12 protein-coding genes and 1 pseudogene are annotated in these 16,008 nt (G+C 60.6%); 8 read left to right on the top strand and 5 right to left on the bottom strand.

What is annotated here, in order from left to right; genetic code table 11:
* Positions 1–17: 17 nt before the first annotated feature.
* On the top strand, positions 18–1,370 hold the full coding sequence (locus CSZ94_RS05055) for a TAXI family TRAP transporter solute-binding subunit (RefSeq protein WP_102120590.1): 1,353 nt from the start codon (positions 18–20) through the stop codon (positions 1,368–1,370).
* 4 nt (positions 1,371–1,374) lie between these two features.
* Here the strand turns inward: CSZ94_RS05055 and CSZ94_RS05050 are convergent, their stop codons facing one another.
* The 3 genes from CSZ94_RS05050 to CSZ94_RS05040 all read right to left on the bottom strand — a co-directional run bounded on the left by CSZ94_RS05050 (position 1,375) and on the right by CSZ94_RS05040 (position 2,612).
* The gene (locus tag CSZ94_RS05050; protein WP_086137536.1) at positions 1,375–1,659 is read right to left on the bottom strand and encodes a helix-turn-helix domain-containing protein; all 285 of its coding nucleotides are present in this window, start codon (positions 1,657–1,659) and stop codon (positions 1,375–1,377) included.
* On the bottom strand, positions 1,656–2,006 hold the full coding sequence (locus tag CSZ94_RS05045; protein ID WP_102120514.1) for a type II toxin-antitoxin system RelE/ParE family toxin: 351 nt from the start codon (positions 2,004–2,006) through the stop codon (positions 1,656–1,658). Before CSZ94_RS05045 ends, CSZ94_RS05050 begins: the two co-directional genes overlap by 4 nt.
* Positions 2,007–2,150: 144 nt before the next feature.
* Complete coding sequence (locus CSZ94_RS05040; protein ID WP_102120589.1) at positions 2,151–2,612, bottom strand: rhodanese-like domain-containing protein; 462 nt, start codon at positions 2,610–2,612, stop codon at positions 2,151–2,153.
* A 384-nt stretch (positions 2,613–2,996) separates the two neighbouring features.
* Between CSZ94_RS05040 and glnA the strand changes: the two genes are divergently transcribed.
* The 7 genes from glnA (at position 2,997) to CSZ94_RS05005 (ending at position 13,553) form a co-directional block, all read left to right on the top strand.
* The gene (gene glnA / locus CSZ94_RS05035) at positions 2,997–4,412 is read left to right on the top strand and encodes a type I glutamate--ammonia ligase (protein ID WP_071079202.1); all 1,416 of its coding nucleotides are present in this window, start codon (positions 2,997–2,999) and stop codon (positions 4,410–4,412) included.
* A gap of 183 nt (positions 4,413–4,595) precedes the next feature.
* A complete protein-coding gene (locus tag CSZ94_RS05030) occupies positions 4,596–5,078 on the top strand; it encodes a DUF4124 domain-containing protein (RefSeq protein ID WP_102120588.1) in 483 nt (160 codons plus the stop codon).
* 7 nt (positions 5,079–5,085) lie between these two features.
* Positions 5,086–6,174 carry a nitrogen regulation protein NR(II) gene (glnL, locus tag CSZ94_RS05025; RefSeq protein ID WP_102120513.1) on the top strand — a complete coding sequence of 363 codons (1,089 nt, stop codon included), beginning with the start codon at positions 5,086–5,088 and terminating at the stop codon, positions 6,172–6,174.
* 48 nt (positions 6,175–6,222) lie between these two features.
* Positions 6,223–7,701, top strand: a complete 1,479-nt coding sequence (gene ntrC / locus CSZ94_RS05020; RefSeq protein ID WP_102120512.1) for a nitrogen regulation protein NR(I) — start codon at positions 6,223–6,225, stop codon at positions 7,699–7,701.
* A 145-nt stretch (positions 7,702–7,846) separates the two neighbouring features.
* Entirely contained in the window at positions 7,847–8,812 is a 966-nt protein-coding gene (gene corA / locus CSZ94_RS05015) for a magnesium/cobalt transporter CorA (RefSeq protein WP_102120511.1), read from the top strand.
* Between the two features lie 133 nt (positions 8,813–8,945).
* Positions 8,946–10,319: an ATP-binding protein gene (locus CSZ94_RS05010; protein ID WP_102120510.1), complete on the top strand. Its 1,374-nt coding sequence runs from the start codon at positions 8,946–8,948 to the stop codon at positions 10,317–10,319.
* A gap of 444 nt (positions 10,320–10,763) precedes the next feature.
* Complete coding sequence (locus CSZ94_RS05005) at positions 10,764–13,553, top strand: TonB-dependent receptor (protein ID WP_258000784.1); 2,790 nt, start codon at positions 10,764–10,766, stop codon at positions 13,551–13,553.
* Between the two features lie 107 nt (positions 13,554–13,660).
* Here CSZ94_RS05005 and CSZ94_RS05000 read toward each other — a convergent pair whose 3' ends face one another.
* Entirely contained in the window at positions 13,661–15,295 is a 1,635-nt protein-coding gene (locus tag CSZ94_RS05000; protein ID WP_102120508.1) for an NAD(P)/FAD-dependent oxidoreductase, read from the bottom strand.
* A gap of 144 nt (positions 15,296–15,439) precedes the next feature.
* Positions 15,440–15,846: pseudogene (locus CSZ94_RS04995) on the bottom strand (transposase); the annotation flags it as partial.
* Positions 15,847–16,008: the final 162 nt, after the last annotated feature.

The raw sequence follows: 16,008 nt of genomic DNA, 5'->3' as shown, positions 1-16,008 counted from the left end.
AACCTATGCGCCACCACATGTCCAAAATCCTCGCGTTCAGCCGCTTTTCCGTGCGCGATTTCCTCGCCACCGCCGGTCCCACTCTGCTGCTGATCGGCGCGTTTTGCGCGCTCGCTTACTGGCTGGTCGACCCGGCGCCGCCGCGCCAGGTGAGCCTGTCGACGGGGCAGGACAATAGCGCCTACGAAGAGTTCGGCAAGAAGTACGCGGCCACCCTGGCCAAGCACGGCATCAAGGTGACCTTGCAGCCATCGCTGGGCTCGCAGGAAAACCTGCAACGCCTCAATAGCGGCAAGACCGATATCGCCTTCGTGCAAAGCGGCTCGACGGAGCACGCCGATGCCGAGCGCCATGGCTTGATTTCACTGGGCAGCCTGTTTACGGAACCCGTCTGGCTGTTCCTGCGCGAAGACAAGGCGGTGACGGAACTGACGCAATTGAAGGGCATGAAGATCAACCTGGGGCCGGAAGGCACGGGCGTGCCCAGCCTGTTCCGGCAGTTGCTGTCCGTGAATGGCGTGGAAGCGAACGAGTTGACGGTCAGCGACTTGCAAAATACGCCCGCCACGGTGGAGCTGCTGGAAGGGCGCATCGACGGTCTCGTGTTCAGTTCGGCGCCGGAAGCGCCGCTGATCCAGATGCTGCTGCAAACGCCGGGCATCAAGCTGTTTGATTTTTCGCAAGCCGAGGCGTACACGCGGCGCCTGCCGTTCCTCACGCATGTCGTCTTGCCACGCGGTATCGTCGACCTGGGGCGCAACATTCCCGCGCAGGATTACCACCTGATCGCGCCGACCGCCACCTTAGTCGCGCGCGAAGACTTGCATCCTGCCTTGATCGACCTGTTCGTGCAGGCCGCTGCCGGCATCCATGGCGGCACGGGCTGGTTCCAGCAGCAGGGGCAGTTCCCGTCCGCACGCTATACGGAAATACCCGTGGCGCCCGAAGCGCTGAAGTTCTACAAGGATGGCGCGCCCGTGCTGCAGCGCTATATGAGTTTCTGGCTGGCCAATTTCTTTGACCGCATGTGGGTGTTGGTGGTGGCCTTGGGCGCCTTGATATTGCCCCTGTCGCGCGTGGTGCCTCCGCTGTACGTGTGGCGCATCCGCTCGCGTGTGTACCGCTGGTACGGTCAGTTGCGCACGGTGGAGCAGGCGCTGGAAGACGTGCCGCAAGAGCAACGTGCGCAAGTGTATGCGGCGCAATTGAAGCGGCTGGACCAGATCGAGGAAATGGTCAACCAGATCTCGATTCCGCTGTCGTTTGCCGACGGCCTGTATGGCTTGCGCAGCCACATCAATTTCGTGCGCAAGCGCATCTTGACCTTGATGGGCGAGCACCCTCCCGCAGAGGCGGGCGAACCCGCCTGAGGACTTAAACGAGGGTGACCGACAGCTTGCGCCCGAGCAGCGCGGCGGCCCGCTCCAGGGTGGAAAGTGTCACGTCGCTGCCGGGGTCGAGCAGGCGGTCGAGCTGCGAGCGGCTCGTCTGCAGCAGTGCCGCCATGCGCGTCTTCGACAGCGATTGTTCCTGCATCGCCTGCGTCAGTTGCCAGGCGATCACTTCCTTGATGGCACGGGTTTGCGTTTGCTCAAAGATGCCTTCTTCCTTGAGGAAGTCGTCGAGACTGCTGCCGAGATGGGGAGCGGTGGCGTTCATGTCAGTTCCTTGTAGCGTTTGCGGGCCAGCGCCAGGTCGTCGTCCGGCGTGGTGCGGGTTTTCTTGATAAAGCCGTGCAGCGCCACCAGGCAATCGCCGTGATGGCAGATCAGCACGCGGGCGATGCGGTTGCCGGGCAAGCTGCTGCGAATTTCCGATAAACCTTGTCCCAGGTGCCGGCACAGGGGCATGCCGACGGGCCAGCGCCATTGCGCATGCATCAAGTCTTGCCCGATCACATGGCGCTCTTCGATTGGTAACGATTTGAGCCAGTCGCGCACGGGTTCGCCGCCATTGCCGTTCGCATAGAACAGCAGGGTAATCTGCTGTAAGCCGGAAGCATCCATGACGCACCTCTGCATTGTACTATATAAGGTACATTTTTGCAAGGAGAATCTGCGCCACGTTTAATTTAATCGGGCGCGCATGGATGGTTGTATACGGTCGCGAGCCGGAAGGTGGTCCGTCAGATCAATGTTTGTGCAGATGAGTTACGCGCCCAGCCAAGGCAAGCCCGCCTTGCACCAGCCGCCGATCTGCTTGCGGTGGCCGTCCGCATCCTTGTCGCCTTCGAAACCTTCGAGGATGTCGAAGCAGTGCATATAGCCATGCTCGGTCGCCAGCTTGGCGGCATGGCGCGAACGCACGCCGGAGCGGCACAGGAACAGCAGTACCTCGTCCTTGCCGGCTTGGGCAGCCAGTTGCTGCAAAAAATCGGGATTCGGCACGCCGCCCGGGTACGTGGCCCACTGCACCGCACCATGCTGGGTATCGGCGATGTCGACCCGGCCGACCCAGTCGCGCTCGGCATTCGTGCGCACATCGATGAGCTTGACGGCAGCATCGTGCTGCAGCAGCGCATGCGCTTCCTGCGGCGTGACGGCGCCGGCATACGGCGTACCTTCATTGGCCCGGCTGCGGGCGGTGGTCAGGATATCGGCAGCGGTAGTCATGGCGTCCTCGATGAAAGTGGAAAGGTGTGAACGATTATAGTGCGCCATCCGCGCTCCGCAAACGGGAAGTCACGCTGCACGGCGCATGCACCACAACAAGGCATTTTTCAGGAATCCGTAAAAAATGCACGATAATAGTGCGTTATTTATTTTTTGCACTTGCATAGTGCATTCTTGATGTGGCGCAAACGCGCGTGAAAATCGCGGGCAGGAAAACTTTCACTGGGATGGCCGGGTTTTGACCTGGGTGGTCACATCCGTCCAGAAGCTGGCATGGAATCTGCTATGATCCTTATGAGTTTTGGTGGCACGCAATGTTTGCTTCGCTTCATCAGCCCAGACGCATTAAGGTCGGCTCACCCCACATTCATTTAGGAGATACGCATGGCAATGACAGCCGCAGAAGTCTTGAAGATGGTAGAAGAAAACGAAGTCAAATTCGTTGATTTCCGCTTTGCCGATACCCGTGGTAAAGAGCAGCACGTGACGGTTCCCGTATCGCACTTCGACATGGATAAATTCGAATCGGGCCACGCCTTTGACGGTTCTTCGATCGCTGGCTGGAAAGGCATTGAAGCGTCCGACATGATCTTGCTGCCGGATCCAAACACGGCCAATATCGATCCGTTCATGGAAGAAACGACCTTGTTCATGCAGTGCGACGTGATCGAACCGTCGGACGGCAAGGGCTACGACCGCGACCCGCGCTCGATCGCGAAACGCGCCGAAGCCTACCTGAAATCGTCGGGCATGGGCGACACCGCCTACTTCGGCCCTGAGCCGGAATTCTTCATCTTCGACAGCGTGCGCTGGAAGATCGACATGTCGGGCTGCTTCGTCAAGATCGGTTCGGACGAAGGTTCGTGGTCGACCGGCAAGGACATCGAAGGCGGCAACAGCGGCCACCGTCCTACCGTCAAGGGCGGCTACTTCCCCGTGCCACCAGTGGACAGCTTCCAGGACATGCGTTCGGAAATGTGTTTGATTCTGGAATCGCTGGGCATCCCGGTTGAGGTACATCATCACGAAGTCGCTGGCGCAGGCCAGAATGAAATCGGCACCCGCTTCTCGACCCTGGTCGAGCGCGCCGACTGGACGCAAAACCTGAAATACGTGGTGTGGAACGTGGCGCACAGCTATGGCAAGACCGCCACCTTCATGCCGAAACCTATCGTTGGCGACAACGGTTCGGGCATGCACGTGCATCAATCCGTATGGAAAGACGGCAAAAACCTGTTCGCTGGCGACGGCTATGCCGGCCTGTCCGATTTCGCCCTGTACTACATCGGCGGCATCATCAAGCATGCCAAGGCACTGAACGCGATCACCAACCCGGGCACCAACTCGTACAAGCGTCTGGTACCAGGCTACGAAGCTCCGGTGAAACTGGCGTACTCGGCGAAAAACCGTTCCGCCTCGATCCGCATCCCGCACGTGGCCAATCCAAAAGGCCGCCGCGTCGAAGCGCGCTTCCCGGATCCACTGGCGAACCCGTACCTGTGCTTCGCTGCACTGCTGATGGCCGGCCTGGACGGCGTTGCCAACAAGATCCATCCTGGCGAAGCCGCCTCGAAAGATCTGTACCATCTGCCGCCAGAAGAAGACGCACTGATCCCGACCGTGTGCGCTTCGCTGGAAGAAGCACTGGAAGCCCTGGACAAGGACCGCGAGTTCCTGACCCGTGGCGGCGTGTTCAGCGATTCCATGATCGACGCTTACCTGGAACTGAAAATGCAGGACGTGCAGCGCATGCGCATGACCACGCATCCTGCCGAGTTCGACATGTACTACTCGCTGTAATGGCGCCATGCCGGCAACCTGCCGGTAGTGAATAAAAAACGCGGGTGAGGCGATGGTCTTGCCCGCGTTTTTTTATGCGGCGCGCCAAGGCGGCGCCAGTGCAGTGTTGTATAGTCGGCCCAGGAACGATGCGGCACGCGCCGACAGGAGTGAAGATTGACCAAGCATTACAGAATGGCGCTGATGGCAGGCTTGCTGGGCGCGGCAGCACAGGCGCACGGGCAGCTGTATGTCTGCGCCGATGCGCAAGGACACAAGACGTATACGGACAAGCGCGCCGGCGCGCATTGCCAGCTACTCGATTTGCCCGGCGCCATGACGCAGCCGCCACGCAAGACGGCGCCGCTGGCCGGCGCACCGGGCCGGGCCGCCACGCAGGCGGTGGCCAAGGCAGCGCCTGCCGCCGGCGCGTTTCCCAGGGTCGATGGTGCCGAGCAACGGGCGCGCGACCTGGACCGGCGCCAGATCTTGCAGGATGAATTGCGCAGCGAAGAGCAGAAACTGGCGGCGCAGCGCCTGGAATTTAACGCCGGCCAGCCCGAGCGCCAGGGCAACGAGCGTAACTATGCGAAATATCAGGAGCGGGTGGCGCAGTTGAAGGACAACATTGGCCGGACACAGCAGAACGTCGAGGCCCTGAAGCGCGAGATCGCCAATATCCGATGACGAGACCATGACAATAGACAACCATCCCAGCCGTCCCGCCCACCTGGCCGGCCTTGATTTGCTGGCTTCGGCCGTGATCCTGCTCGATGGCGACGGCCGCATCAGCTATGCCAACGCGGCGGCGGAAAACCTGCTGGAAAGCTCGCTGAAAGCCCTGTCGCGGCAAAAGCTGACGGCGTTGTTCTTGAATCCCGAGGAGCTGGCCGGTATTTGCGCGCAGGCGCTCGAACATCAATTTTCCGACTTGCGCCAGGACCTGAGCCTGGAGCGCCTGGGGCGCGAGCCGCTGCGCGTGCACAGCATCGTTAGCGCGCTCGACGCACCGCGCGACGGCGTGCTGATCGAGCTGCGCGAAAACGTGCAGCAGTTAAAACTCGACCGCGAGGAACGCATCCTCGACCAGAGCCAGGTCAACAAGGAGCTGATCCGCAACCTGGCGCATGAAATCAAGAACCCGCTGGGCGGCATCCGCGGCGCGGCCCAACTGCTGGAGCTGGAATTGCCGGCCCTGCACCTGAGCGAGCTGCGCGAATACACGCAAGTCATCATCAAGGAAGCGGACCGCCTGCAGACGCTGGTTGACCGCCTGCTGGCGCCGCACCGCCGCCCGCATATCGTGGGCGACGTGAATATCCACGAAGTGTGCGAGCGCGTGCGCAGCCTGATCCTGGCCGAGTTTCCCAGCGGCCTGACCATTTCGCGCGATTACGACGCCTCGATCCCCGAGTTTCGCGGCGACAAGGAACAATTGATACAAACCGTACTCAATATCGCGCACAACGCGGCGCAAGCCCTGGCCGAGCGCATCGAGGCGGGTGATGCGGCGCTGATTTTCAAGACCCGCGTAGCGCGCCAGGTGACCCTGGCCAAGGTCCGTTACGGCCTGGCATTAGACTTGCATATCATTGACAATGGACCGGGCATCGCACCCCAGATCCGCGACCGGATTTTCTACCCGCTGGTGTCGGGCAGGGAAGGCGGCAGCGGTTTGGGACTGACCTTGGCGCAAACCTTCGTGCAACAGCACCTGGGCGTGATCGAGTGCGAAAGCCGGCCTGGATACACCGATTTCAGGATCGTTCTCCCCTTGCCATAAGCGAGGAAGTATCCCACCCATGAAATCCATTGCGGGACGCACACACTAATGAAGCCAATCTGGATAGTTGACGACGACGAATCAATCCGCTGGGTGCTGGAAAAAGCCCTGGCGCGGGAAAATCTCGCCACCAAGAGTTTTGCCAATGCACGCGACGCCATCGCTGCACTGGAATTTGACACGCCGCAAGTGCTCGTGTCCGACATCCGCATGCCGGGCGCGTCCGGCCTGGAGCTGCTGCAGACGGTCAAGTCGCGTTTTCCCGGCTTGCCTGTCATCATTATTACGGCCTTTTCCGACCTCGATTCGGCCGTCGCGGCCTTCCAGGGCGGCGCTTTCGAATACCTGGCCAAGCCCTTCGACATCGACAAGGCTGTCGAACTGATCCGCCGTGCGCTGGAAGAAAGCCTGCGCGAGACCAGCGTCGAATCGGGCCCGTCGGAAACGCCGGAAATCCTCGGCCAGGCACCGGCCATGCAGGAAGTCTTCCGCGCCATCGGCCGTTTGTCGCAATCGAACGTGACGGTGCTCATCACGGGCGAATCCGGTTCCGGCAAGGAACTCGTGGCGCGCGCACTGCACAAGCACAGTCCGCGCGCGGCGCAGCCCTTCATTGCCCTGAATACGGCGGCGATCCCCAAGGATTTGCTGGAATCGGAATTGTTCGGCCACGAACGCGGGGCGTTTACGGGCGCGCAGACGACGCGCAGGGGTCGCTTCGAGCAAGCCGAGAATGGCACCTTGTTTCTCGATGAGATCGGCGACATGCCGTTCGACCTGCAGACGCGCTTGCTGCGCGTGTTGTCCGATGGCCATTTCTATCGTGTCGGCGGGCACCAGCCCATGAAGGCGAATGTGCGCGTCATTACTGCCACGCACCAGAACCTCGAGCAGCGCGTGCGCGACGGCCTGTTCCGCGAAGACTTGTATCACCGCCTGAACGTAATCCGCTTGCGCCTGCCCAGTTTGAGGGAGCGGCGCGAGGATATCCCCATCCTGGTGCGCCACTTCCTGGTGCAAAGCGCGCGCCAGCTGGGCGTGGAAGCCAAGCGCATGAGCGAACCGACGATGCAATTCCTCAGCGGCCTCGATTTGCCCGGCAATGTGCGCCAGCTGGAAAACCTGTGCAACTGGATCACCGTGATGGCGCCAGGCCAGACGGTGGAAATCAAGGATTTGCCGCTGGAATTGACGCAGGGGCAGGGCGATGGCGCAGCGGGCGAGGCGGCGCCGGCGGCCGTTGCCCAGCCGCACGGCGGCCAGGTTTTCGAAGGTCCCGCGCCCGCCAACGGCGCGCCGCCTGGCTGGATCGGCTTGCTGGAATTGCAGGCGGCCGGCATGCTGGGCGCAGGACAGCAGGAAGTCATGGCCGTGCTGGGGCGGCAATTCGAGTCGGCCCTGATCAAGACGGCGCTCAAGCATACGCACGGACGCAAGAACGATGCCGCCGTGCGCCTGGGCATCGGCCGCAACACCATCACCCGCAAGATATCCGAACTGGGCATTGACGGCGCCAAGGAAGATTGACGCATGGCCGGACGGGGGCTCCCCCGTCCACTTTTCATCCCGGCGTTTCTTGCACGCCACAACACCCACAGCAAGTGCAGGCGATAAGGTAAGCTGGCGCCTGCCGGATGGTTTCGTCCGGTCTTAACTTTCATTGTGGAACTGTATGCTGATTAACTGCGTGGCTTACCAGGATGGCAAAAAACTGGCCGACTTGCCGATCGACGATATCAGCGATTATGTCGAACGCCCCGATTGCTTCGTCTGGGTGGCCCTGCTCGACGCCACGCCGGACGAGCTGAAACAGATGCAGCACGAGTTTTGCCTGCATGAACTGGCTGTCGAGGATGCGCAGCGCGGTCACCAGCGTCCGAAGATCGAGGAATATGGCGACTCCCTGTTTGCCGTGGTGAAAACCGTGGAAATGGTCGAGAACGAACTGGTCATGGGTGAAGTCGACATCTTTGTCGGTGCCAATTACGTGCTCTCGTCACGCAGCAACAGCTCGCAAGGTTTTCTTGGCGTGCGTGCGCGCGCCGAGCGCGAACCACACTTGCTGCGCCAGGGCTCGGCCTTCGTGCTGTACGCGCTGATGGACGCCGTCGTCGACCGTTACTTTCCCGTGCTCGACGCGCTGGAATCGGAGCTGGAACTGATCGAGGACCGTATCTTCGACCGTGGTACCGAGCGCGACAATATCGAACGGCTGTATCAATTGAAACGCAAAGTCATGGTCTTGCGTCACGTGGTGGCGCCCCTGATGGAAGCGGTGGGCAAGCTGCACGGCGGGCGGGTGCCGCCGTTGTGCCACGATACGCAAGAGTATTTCCGCGACGTGCACGACCACCTGGCGCGCATCAATGGCACGCTCGACACCATCCGCGACACCATCAGCACGGCGATCCAGGTGAATCTGTCGATGGTGGCCATCGATGAGAGCGAAGTGAACAAGCAGTTGGCGGCCTGGGCGGCCATCTTTGCCGTGTTCACGGCGTTTGCCGGCATCTGGGGCATGAACTTCAAGTTCATGCCGGAGCTGGACTGGCATTATGGCTATCCGGCCGCCGTGGCGGTGATGAGCTGTGTCTGCGGCTATATGTATTACTTGTTCAAGCGTTCCGGCTGGCTATAAAAAATTCCCCTTATCTGTATTATTTAGCAATAGTCAGGGGTACAATCGCGGCAGGTCTGCTCGCGCGGGCCATGGCTGAGGGTTGCCACGCCGGCAGGTTTGCTGGTGCTTCCAGTGTTGCGCAGGAGCATTCATGAGTATTCCGTTGTTTGATGTGAATTCGCAAGAACCCCTGTTCGATCCCGAGCAGCGACGCACCCTGGCGGAAGCGGCCCTGCGCTCGATTACCGCCTCGACGGCGCATGCCCGTGGCGACGACTTCCTGCGCATCCTCGTCAAGGACCTTGCCGAAGCGCTCGACGTGCACTATGTGATCGCCGGGCGCCTGGTGCACATGGACGATGGCAGCGAAGGCATCCGCACGCTGGCCCTGTGGGGCGGCGACGGCTACCAGCCGAATATCGAATACAGCCTGCAGCACACGCCTTGCCAGGACGTAACCTGCCAAAGCATGTGTTTTCATGGCAGCGACATCCAGCGTCGCTTTCCATTCGATAGCCTGCTGGTCGACATGCATGCGGAAAGCTATGTCGGCATGCCGCTGATCGATACAGAAGGCAAGACCCTGGGCATCCTGTCGGCCATCGACACGCGTCCCATCGATGAAAACAAGCGCTTGCTGGCGCTGCTGTTGCTGTCGATCTTCTCGTCCCGCGGCGCGGCCGAGCTGCAGCACCAGGAACGCACCCAGCAACTGGAAGAAATCGTGCGCGTGCGCACCGAATCGCTGCTGGCGGCGCAGGCCAACCTGATCGAACAGGAACAGATGGCGGCCCTTGGTTCGCTGGTGGCGGGGGTATCGCATGAAGTCAACACGCCCATCGGCGTGGCGCTGACGGCGGCGTCGAGCATGGGCAGTTATGCCGACCAGCTGGTGCAGCTGCTGGGCGGCGCCAAGGTCAGCCGCGCCGAACTGGTCGACATTGCCGAAGCCCTGAAAGGCGCGGCCGCCCTGATCGAGCGCAACCTGGCGCGCGCGGCCGACCTGATCGGCAATTTCAAGCAGCTGGCCGTGGACCAGGTCAGCGAATACGTGGCCGACCTGGCGCTGCACGACTATGTGCACGGCCTGGTGTCGGCGCACAGTCCCGAGCTGCGCAAGGCGGCGCTGGGCGTGGAACTCGATATCGCGCCCGATTGCCAGGTGCGCCTGGCGGCCGGCAAGCTGTCGCAAATTCTCTCGAACCTGCTGATGAACAGCGCCCGCCATGGCTATCCGCAGGGCGGGCCAGGGCGCATCACGATACGCGCGCGCATCGAGGCGGACGGCGATGAGGCCGATTTGCGCTGGCTGCTGCTGGAATTTTCCGACGACGGCATCGGCCTGGCGCCGGCCGTGCGCGAACATATGTTTGAACCGTTTTTCACCACCAAGCGGGGCCAGGGCGGCTCCGGCCTGGGCATGCACATCGTCTACACCATCGTGCAGCAACTGGGCGGCCAGGTGTGCGCCGTCGATGGCACGCCTGGCTGTCATATACAGATCAGGCTGCCGCTGGCCAGCTGACCCAGGCGTGCTTCGTTACGCCTGTAACCCTTCCCGTCTTAAATTATTTATCAGAATGGCATTTTTCGTCAAATATGCGCAGGCATATTTGTGAAAACGGGCGCGAGTGTTGTTTCTATGCATGAACTGGAAATTCAATTATTGACACTGAATTTACGTCATGTTTTGATGAAATTTTACAGCCTGTAAAAAAGTATTGGTAAATTTGTAGCAGGGTTGGCAAGGCGCTGCAAGACACTCCCCAGCTGTTTCGGCGCATCTCGGTGGGGAGTGGTTTTGAAGGCTGAGCTACACGAAGACTGATAGTTGGATTTGCAATGTACTAACCCTCATCCACACGATGACGGTTTTCTTAAATTTGCCTTATTCAAGGATATAACAATGCTTACAGAAACCGTATTATCTCGCTCTGTGCGCCTGATGTTTTCAGGGATTGCCATTGGCATGCTGGTCCAGCCAGTCTTCGCGCAAGAGACCACACCTGCCTCTCCTTCTGTACAACGGGTGGAGATCACCGGGTCGAATATCCGTCGCGCGCAGGCGGAAGGTGTTTCTCCTGTTCAAACCCTGAGCCGGGCAGATATCGAAAAATCGGGTAAATCGACGGTAGCGGAATTGCTCCAGTCGCTGGCGGTTGATAACCAAGGGTCGGTACCTACCAGTTTTGGCAATGGTTTTGCTGCCGGTGCATCGGGCATCTCCCTGCGCGGCCTGGGGACCGCTTCGACGCTGGTTCTGCTCAATGGCCGACGCATCGCGCCTTACGGTCTGGCTGATGACGGCCAAAAAGTCTTTTCCGACTTGAATATCATCCCCGCCGAGGCAGTGGAGCGCGTCGAGATCCTGAAGGATGGCGCTTCGGCCATTTATGGCTCCGATGCGATTGCCGGCGTGGTCAACATCATCCTGCGCAAGGACTATCAAGGCACGGCCTTGAAGGCCAGCTATGGCCAGACCGGCTATAGTGATGGCGCGGATGTGCGTTTGGCTGTTACGCATGGTTTTGGCGATATCGAAAGTGACAAGTACAACGTGATCATGAGCGCAGAGTACGGCAAGAAAAATGCCGTCTGGAACCGCGACCGCTCCGACCGTGGCTATATTGGCGCTGCGGATTTACGCAACTACGGTTTTAACGCGCAGCAGGCGCTGGGCGGTACGGGTGCCATTACGGGCAACAACGCCGCTGGCAGCGCGATCAATGGCAACGTGCGCAATCCGACGACGCTTGATTACTACAACCGTGGCAACCTGAATGGCGTTGGTTTTACCCGCAACTTCCCGGGCGCTGCCTGTTCCAACTTCACGAACCATCCGCAAGGCGACCCAGGCGGCGGTTGCCTGATCGACGCATCGCAACAGTACAGCCAGATGCAGCCGAGCCAGGAAACGGGCAATGTGTTCCTGCGCGGCACGTTCCAGCTGAAGCAGGATGTCCAAGCCTACGCGGAAGCGAATTATTTCACCAGCCAATCGACTTCGTCAACGACGCCGTCCGGTATCAATGGCAACGTCGGCTATCCGGGTGGTCCGGTCAGTAATGCGGCCGTGGCCTTGGGCGCCAACCATCCTGACAATCCGTATTTTGGTACCGCTGCGCGCTTCCGGTATCTGGCGGCCGATGTCGGTCCCCGCGTCAGCAATATCGATTCGACTTTCACACGCTTCGTCACGGGCCTGAAAGGCAGCGCCGCCGGCTGGGATTTCGATACGGCTTTGCTGTATTCGCAAAACAAGGTGTCCAACGACCGCTCCGGCTATCTGCAGCGCGACGTGATGTTTGCGCTGCTTAACCCGACGACCGCAAATATGGCCGCCGCGAAGAACAATGCGGCATATGCAGCATTGCCAGCAGGCAGCTATTGGCGCATCGGCGAAAATGCGGGCTTGAATTCGGCTGCCTTGTACGCTGCGCTGTCCCCGACGATCTCCAACGATGCGACGACCAAAATGTCGCAGATTGACTTCAAGGCATCGCGCGAGCTGATGGACTTGCCAGGCGGCGCTCTCGGCATCGCCGTCGGTGCGGAATACCGTCACGAATCGACCGAGTTGGCGCCAACGGCGGGCACGGAAAAGGGCAATATTATTGGCCTGGGCTACTCGGCCTATGAAGGCAGCCGCAGTGTCACTGCCGCGTACACGGAGCTGGTGGCGCCTGTCTGGAAGGGCGTCGAGTTGTCGGGCGCTATCCGCGCCGACCATTTTTCCGATGTCGGTAATGCCTACACGCCGAAGGTTGGCTTGAAATGGAATCCGGTCAAGGAATTTGCCCTGCGCGGCTCGTTCGCCAAGGGTTTCCGTGCACCGAGCGCGGCGGAAAACGGCAAGGGTGGTCTGGCTGCTTTCTCGTCTGCCAGCGATCCGCTGCGTTGCGCCTTGGGTGTACAAACCGCCTGCTCGGCCGCTTCGATTGCCATCATTACCTCGCCGAACCCCAATTTGTCGCCAGAAAAATCGAAGAGTTCGAATATCGGCTTCGTGTGGGATCCATTGCCTAAGACAAATCTGACGGTGGACTTCTGGCAGATCAAGCGTACCAACGAGATCAATCAGGAACAGACGACCGCGGCAATTGCCGCCGGCCATGTGGCGCGCGATCCATCGACCGCCCAGGCCGGTATTGCGGGCGATCCTGGCGCCATCACGGCGGTGCTGGCGAACTATGTGAACTCGGCCCAGACAAAGGTGCGGGGCGTCGACCTGGACTTCCGCCAGGGTTTCGATCTGGGTGCCGGTTATGGCAAGCTGACCTTCGATGCCAAGTGGACACACCTGTTCACGTTCACGCGCACGGAAAAGGACGGCACTTCGCGTGACTTCGCTGGTACCCACGGCAATTGTGACGTGAGTAACTGCATGGGCACGCCGGATAACCGCGTCAACCTGGGCCTGACCTGGGAGCTCGACAAACTGCGTGTTTCGACCACGGCCAATTATCGCGGCGCCTTGAAAAACACCAACTTCAAGAACGATCCCGATGGCTGCGCCTTCCACTACGCCAATGGCGACGATGCACCGGCAGGTTGCGAGCTGGCTTCGTTCACCAGCGTCGACCTGAATGCCCGCTACAAGATCAGCGACAAGATGGAGTTGTTCGGCACGGTGCAGAACTTGTTCGACAAACGTGCCCCGCTCGATCCACTGACCTATGGTGCAGTGTCCTACAATCCGCTGGACTATGCTGGCGCCGTAGGCCGCTATTTCTCTGGAGGCTTGAAGTACAACTTCTAAGCGTATGAAAAGCTCCTCGCAAAGGCGCCATCGAACTGCGTGCGTAACTGGCCGGGCCTGTCACAGGGCTCGGCCTTTTTCATGTCGTCGGCCCATCGGCAAATGGATTACTTGCCGCGCGCCGCCATCGACAAGGCCACCGCTTCGGCCACCTTGATGCCGTCGACGGCTGCCGACAGGATGCCGCCCGCATAGCCGGCGCCTTCGCCTGCCGGGAACAGGCCGCGCGTGTTCAGGCTTTGCAGGTCGTCGTCGCGGCGCTTGATGCGGATCGGCGAGGAAGTACGCGTTTCCACGCCCGTCAGCACGGCGTCGGCCTTGTAGTAGCCCTTGATCTGCTTGTTGAACGCCGGGAATGCTTCACGCAGGGCCGTGATCGCGTATTCGGGCAGGGCCGGCGCCAGGTCCGTCAGGTGTACTGCCGGCTTGTAGGACGGCACCACGCTGCCAAATTGCGTCGAGGCGCGGCCGGCCACGAAATCGCCGACCAATTGTCCTGGGGCATCGTAGTTGCTGCCGCCCAGGGCAAACGCGCGCTCTTCGAGTTCGCGCTGCAGGGCGATGCCGGCCAGCGGGTCGCCCGGATAGTCGGCTGGCGTGATGCCGACGACGATGGCGCTGTTGGCGTTGCGCTCGTTGCGCGAATACTGGCTCATGCCGTTCGTCACCAGGCGGCCCGGTTCCGAGGCGGCGGCCACCACCGTGCCGCCCGGACACATGCAGAAGCTGTAGACGGAGCGGCCATTGCTGGCGTGGTGTACCAGCTTGTAGTCGGCCGCACCCAGGATCGGGTGGCCGGCGCTGGGGCCGAAGCGGCAGTTGTCGATCAAGGACTGCGGGTGTTCCACGCGGAATCCGATCGAGAACGGCTTGGCTTCGATGTACACGCCGCGGCGGTGCAGCATTTCGAAGGTATCGCGCGCGCTGTGGCCGATGGCCAGCACCACGTGGTTGCTGGCGATGGTCTCGCCATTGTCCAGCACCACCCCGCGCACCTGGCCGCCGTCGGCGCCGGGCACGATGTCGAGATCGACCACTTTGCTGCTGAAGCGGTATTCGCCGCCCAGTTGCTCGATATTCGCGCGCATTTCTTCCACCATCTTGACCAGGCGGAAGGTGCCGATGTGCGGCTTGCTCACATACATGATTTCCTCGGGCGCACCGGCCTTGACGAATTCCGTCAATACCTTGCGGCCGTAGTGCTTGGGATCCTTGATCTGGCTGTACAGCTTGCCGTCCGAGAAGGTGCCGGCACCGCCTTCGCCGAACTGCACGTTCGACTCGGGATTGAGCTCGCGCTTGCGCCAGAAGCCGAAGGTGTCGACCGTGCGTTCGCGCACCTGCTTGCCGCGTTCCAGGATGAGGGGGCACAAGCCCATCTGCGCCAGGATCAGCGCCACGAACAGGCCGCAGGGGCCCGTGCCGATGACGATGGGACGCGGTTCAGTGCTGTGGCCGGCCAGCTGTTCGCCGCCAGCGACGAATTTGTAGTCGGTATCGGGCGCGGGCATCAGGTGGATATCGTGGCCCAGGCGCGCCAGCACGGCCGCTTCATTCTTGACGTCAACATGCAGCGAGTAAATCAACACCACGGCGCTGCGCTTGCGCGCGTCGTAGCTGCGCTTGAAGACAGTAAAACCGAGCAGCTCGTCCGCGGCGATGCCGAGGCGGGCCAGGATGGCGGCAGGCAGGGCAGCTTCGTCGTGTTCGAGGGGGAGTTTTACTTCGTTGAGTCGCAACATGATGTGTATCTATAAAAATGGCTGGGCTCCGTATCTAGCGGAGAGTCTGTGAGGCAGCGCATGCGGCGGCATCAAGGCGCTATTTTACCTGCTGCGCAATGTGTTGATGCGGCGTGGGAGGAGGAGGGGCTGTGCGATGGGGGGGTGTACCAAGCCCGAGGCAGCATCGACGCGGACGTGGGCCTTCATGTCAAAGCGCCAGTCATTGCTTTTCTTCGGCTGATGCATTTCTGAATCGCGCTTGCCGTCCTTGTTTTTCGTCGATGGCGGCGCGGCGATCAGCGTGGCGTCCACGATAGTACCTTCGCGCATCATCAAGCATTTTTCTGCCAGGTGCCCGTTGATGGATCGAAGATCTCCCGTGTCAGCGCGTTGGCTTCCGGGTGGTGCCGGAACTTCAACAAGGTCGTCGCGTCCAACGCTGATTCGCGACTCACGTCGATGTCGCCGAAAGCGCGGATGGGCTGGTTGTCGTGGCCCGCATCTTCGATACCTTGGTCCGGCAAACCAAAGCACTGCTGGACTACATACATGCTCAGCATGTGCGCTAGTGTACTGCTTGCGAAATGGTTGCACTATTTAAAGACTGCGCTATCATCTACATATTGAGTTTGAGATGAGGTGAGCAATGCTGACTGCGGCGCCGATTATATTGAGCGAGGAAGACCGTGCCGAACTGGAACGAAGGGTCCGGTCGCAAACCATCGATACAC

The sequence above is a fragment of the Janthinobacterium sp. ROICE36 genome (assembly GCF_002869965.1).
Taxonomy (GTDB): domain Bacteria; phylum Pseudomonadota; class Gammaproteobacteria; order Burkholderiales; family Burkholderiaceae_D; genus Janthinobacterium.
Note: the sequence above shows the minus strand (reverse complement) of the source record. Positions and strands in the feature narration are given on the sequence as shown.

Excerpts from the sequence above, each read along its gene's own strand:
- CSZ94_RS05055 (WP_102120590.1), top strand. The coding sequence starts at position 18 with ATGTCCAAAATCCTCGCGTTCAGCCGCTTTTCCGTGCGCGATTTCCTC.
- CSZ94_RS05050 (WP_086137536.1), bottom strand. The coding sequence starts at position 1,659 with ATGAACGCCACCGCTCCCCATCTCGGCAGCAGTCTCGACGACTTCCTC.
- CSZ94_RS05045 (WP_102120514.1), bottom strand. The coding sequence starts at position 2,006 with ATGGATGCTTCCGGCTTACAGCAGATTACCCTGCTGTTCTATGCGAAC.
- CSZ94_RS05040 (WP_102120589.1), bottom strand. The coding sequence starts at position 2,612 with ATGACTACCGCTGCCGATATCCTGACCACCGCCCGCAGCCGGGCCAAT.
- glnA (WP_071079202.1), top strand. The coding sequence starts at position 2,997 with ATGGCAATGACAGCCGCAGAAGTCTTGAAGATGGTAGAAGAAAACGAA.
- CSZ94_RS05030 (WP_102120588.1), top strand. The coding sequence starts at position 4,596 with ATGGCAGGCTTGCTGGGCGCGGCAGCACAGGCGCACGGGCAGCTGTAT.
- glnL (WP_102120513.1), top strand. The coding sequence starts at position 5,086 with ATGACAATAGACAACCATCCCAGCCGTCCCGCCCACCTGGCCGGCCTT.
- ntrC (WP_102120512.1), top strand. The coding sequence starts at position 6,223 with ATGAAGCCAATCTGGATAGTTGACGACGACGAATCAATCCGCTGGGTG.
- corA (WP_102120511.1), top strand. The coding sequence starts at position 7,847 with ATGCTGATTAACTGCGTGGCTTACCAGGATGGCAAAAAACTGGCCGAC.
- CSZ94_RS05010 (WP_102120510.1), top strand. The coding sequence starts at position 8,946 with ATGAGTATTCCGTTGTTTGATGTGAATTCGCAAGAACCCCTGTTCGAT.
- CSZ94_RS05005 (WP_258000784.1), top strand. The coding sequence starts at position 10,764 with ATGCTGGTCCAGCCAGTCTTCGCGCAAGAGACCACACCTGCCTCTCCT.
- CSZ94_RS05000 (WP_102120508.1), bottom strand. The coding sequence starts at position 15,295 with ATGTTGCGACTCAACGAAGTAAAACTCCCCCTCGAACACGACGAAGCT.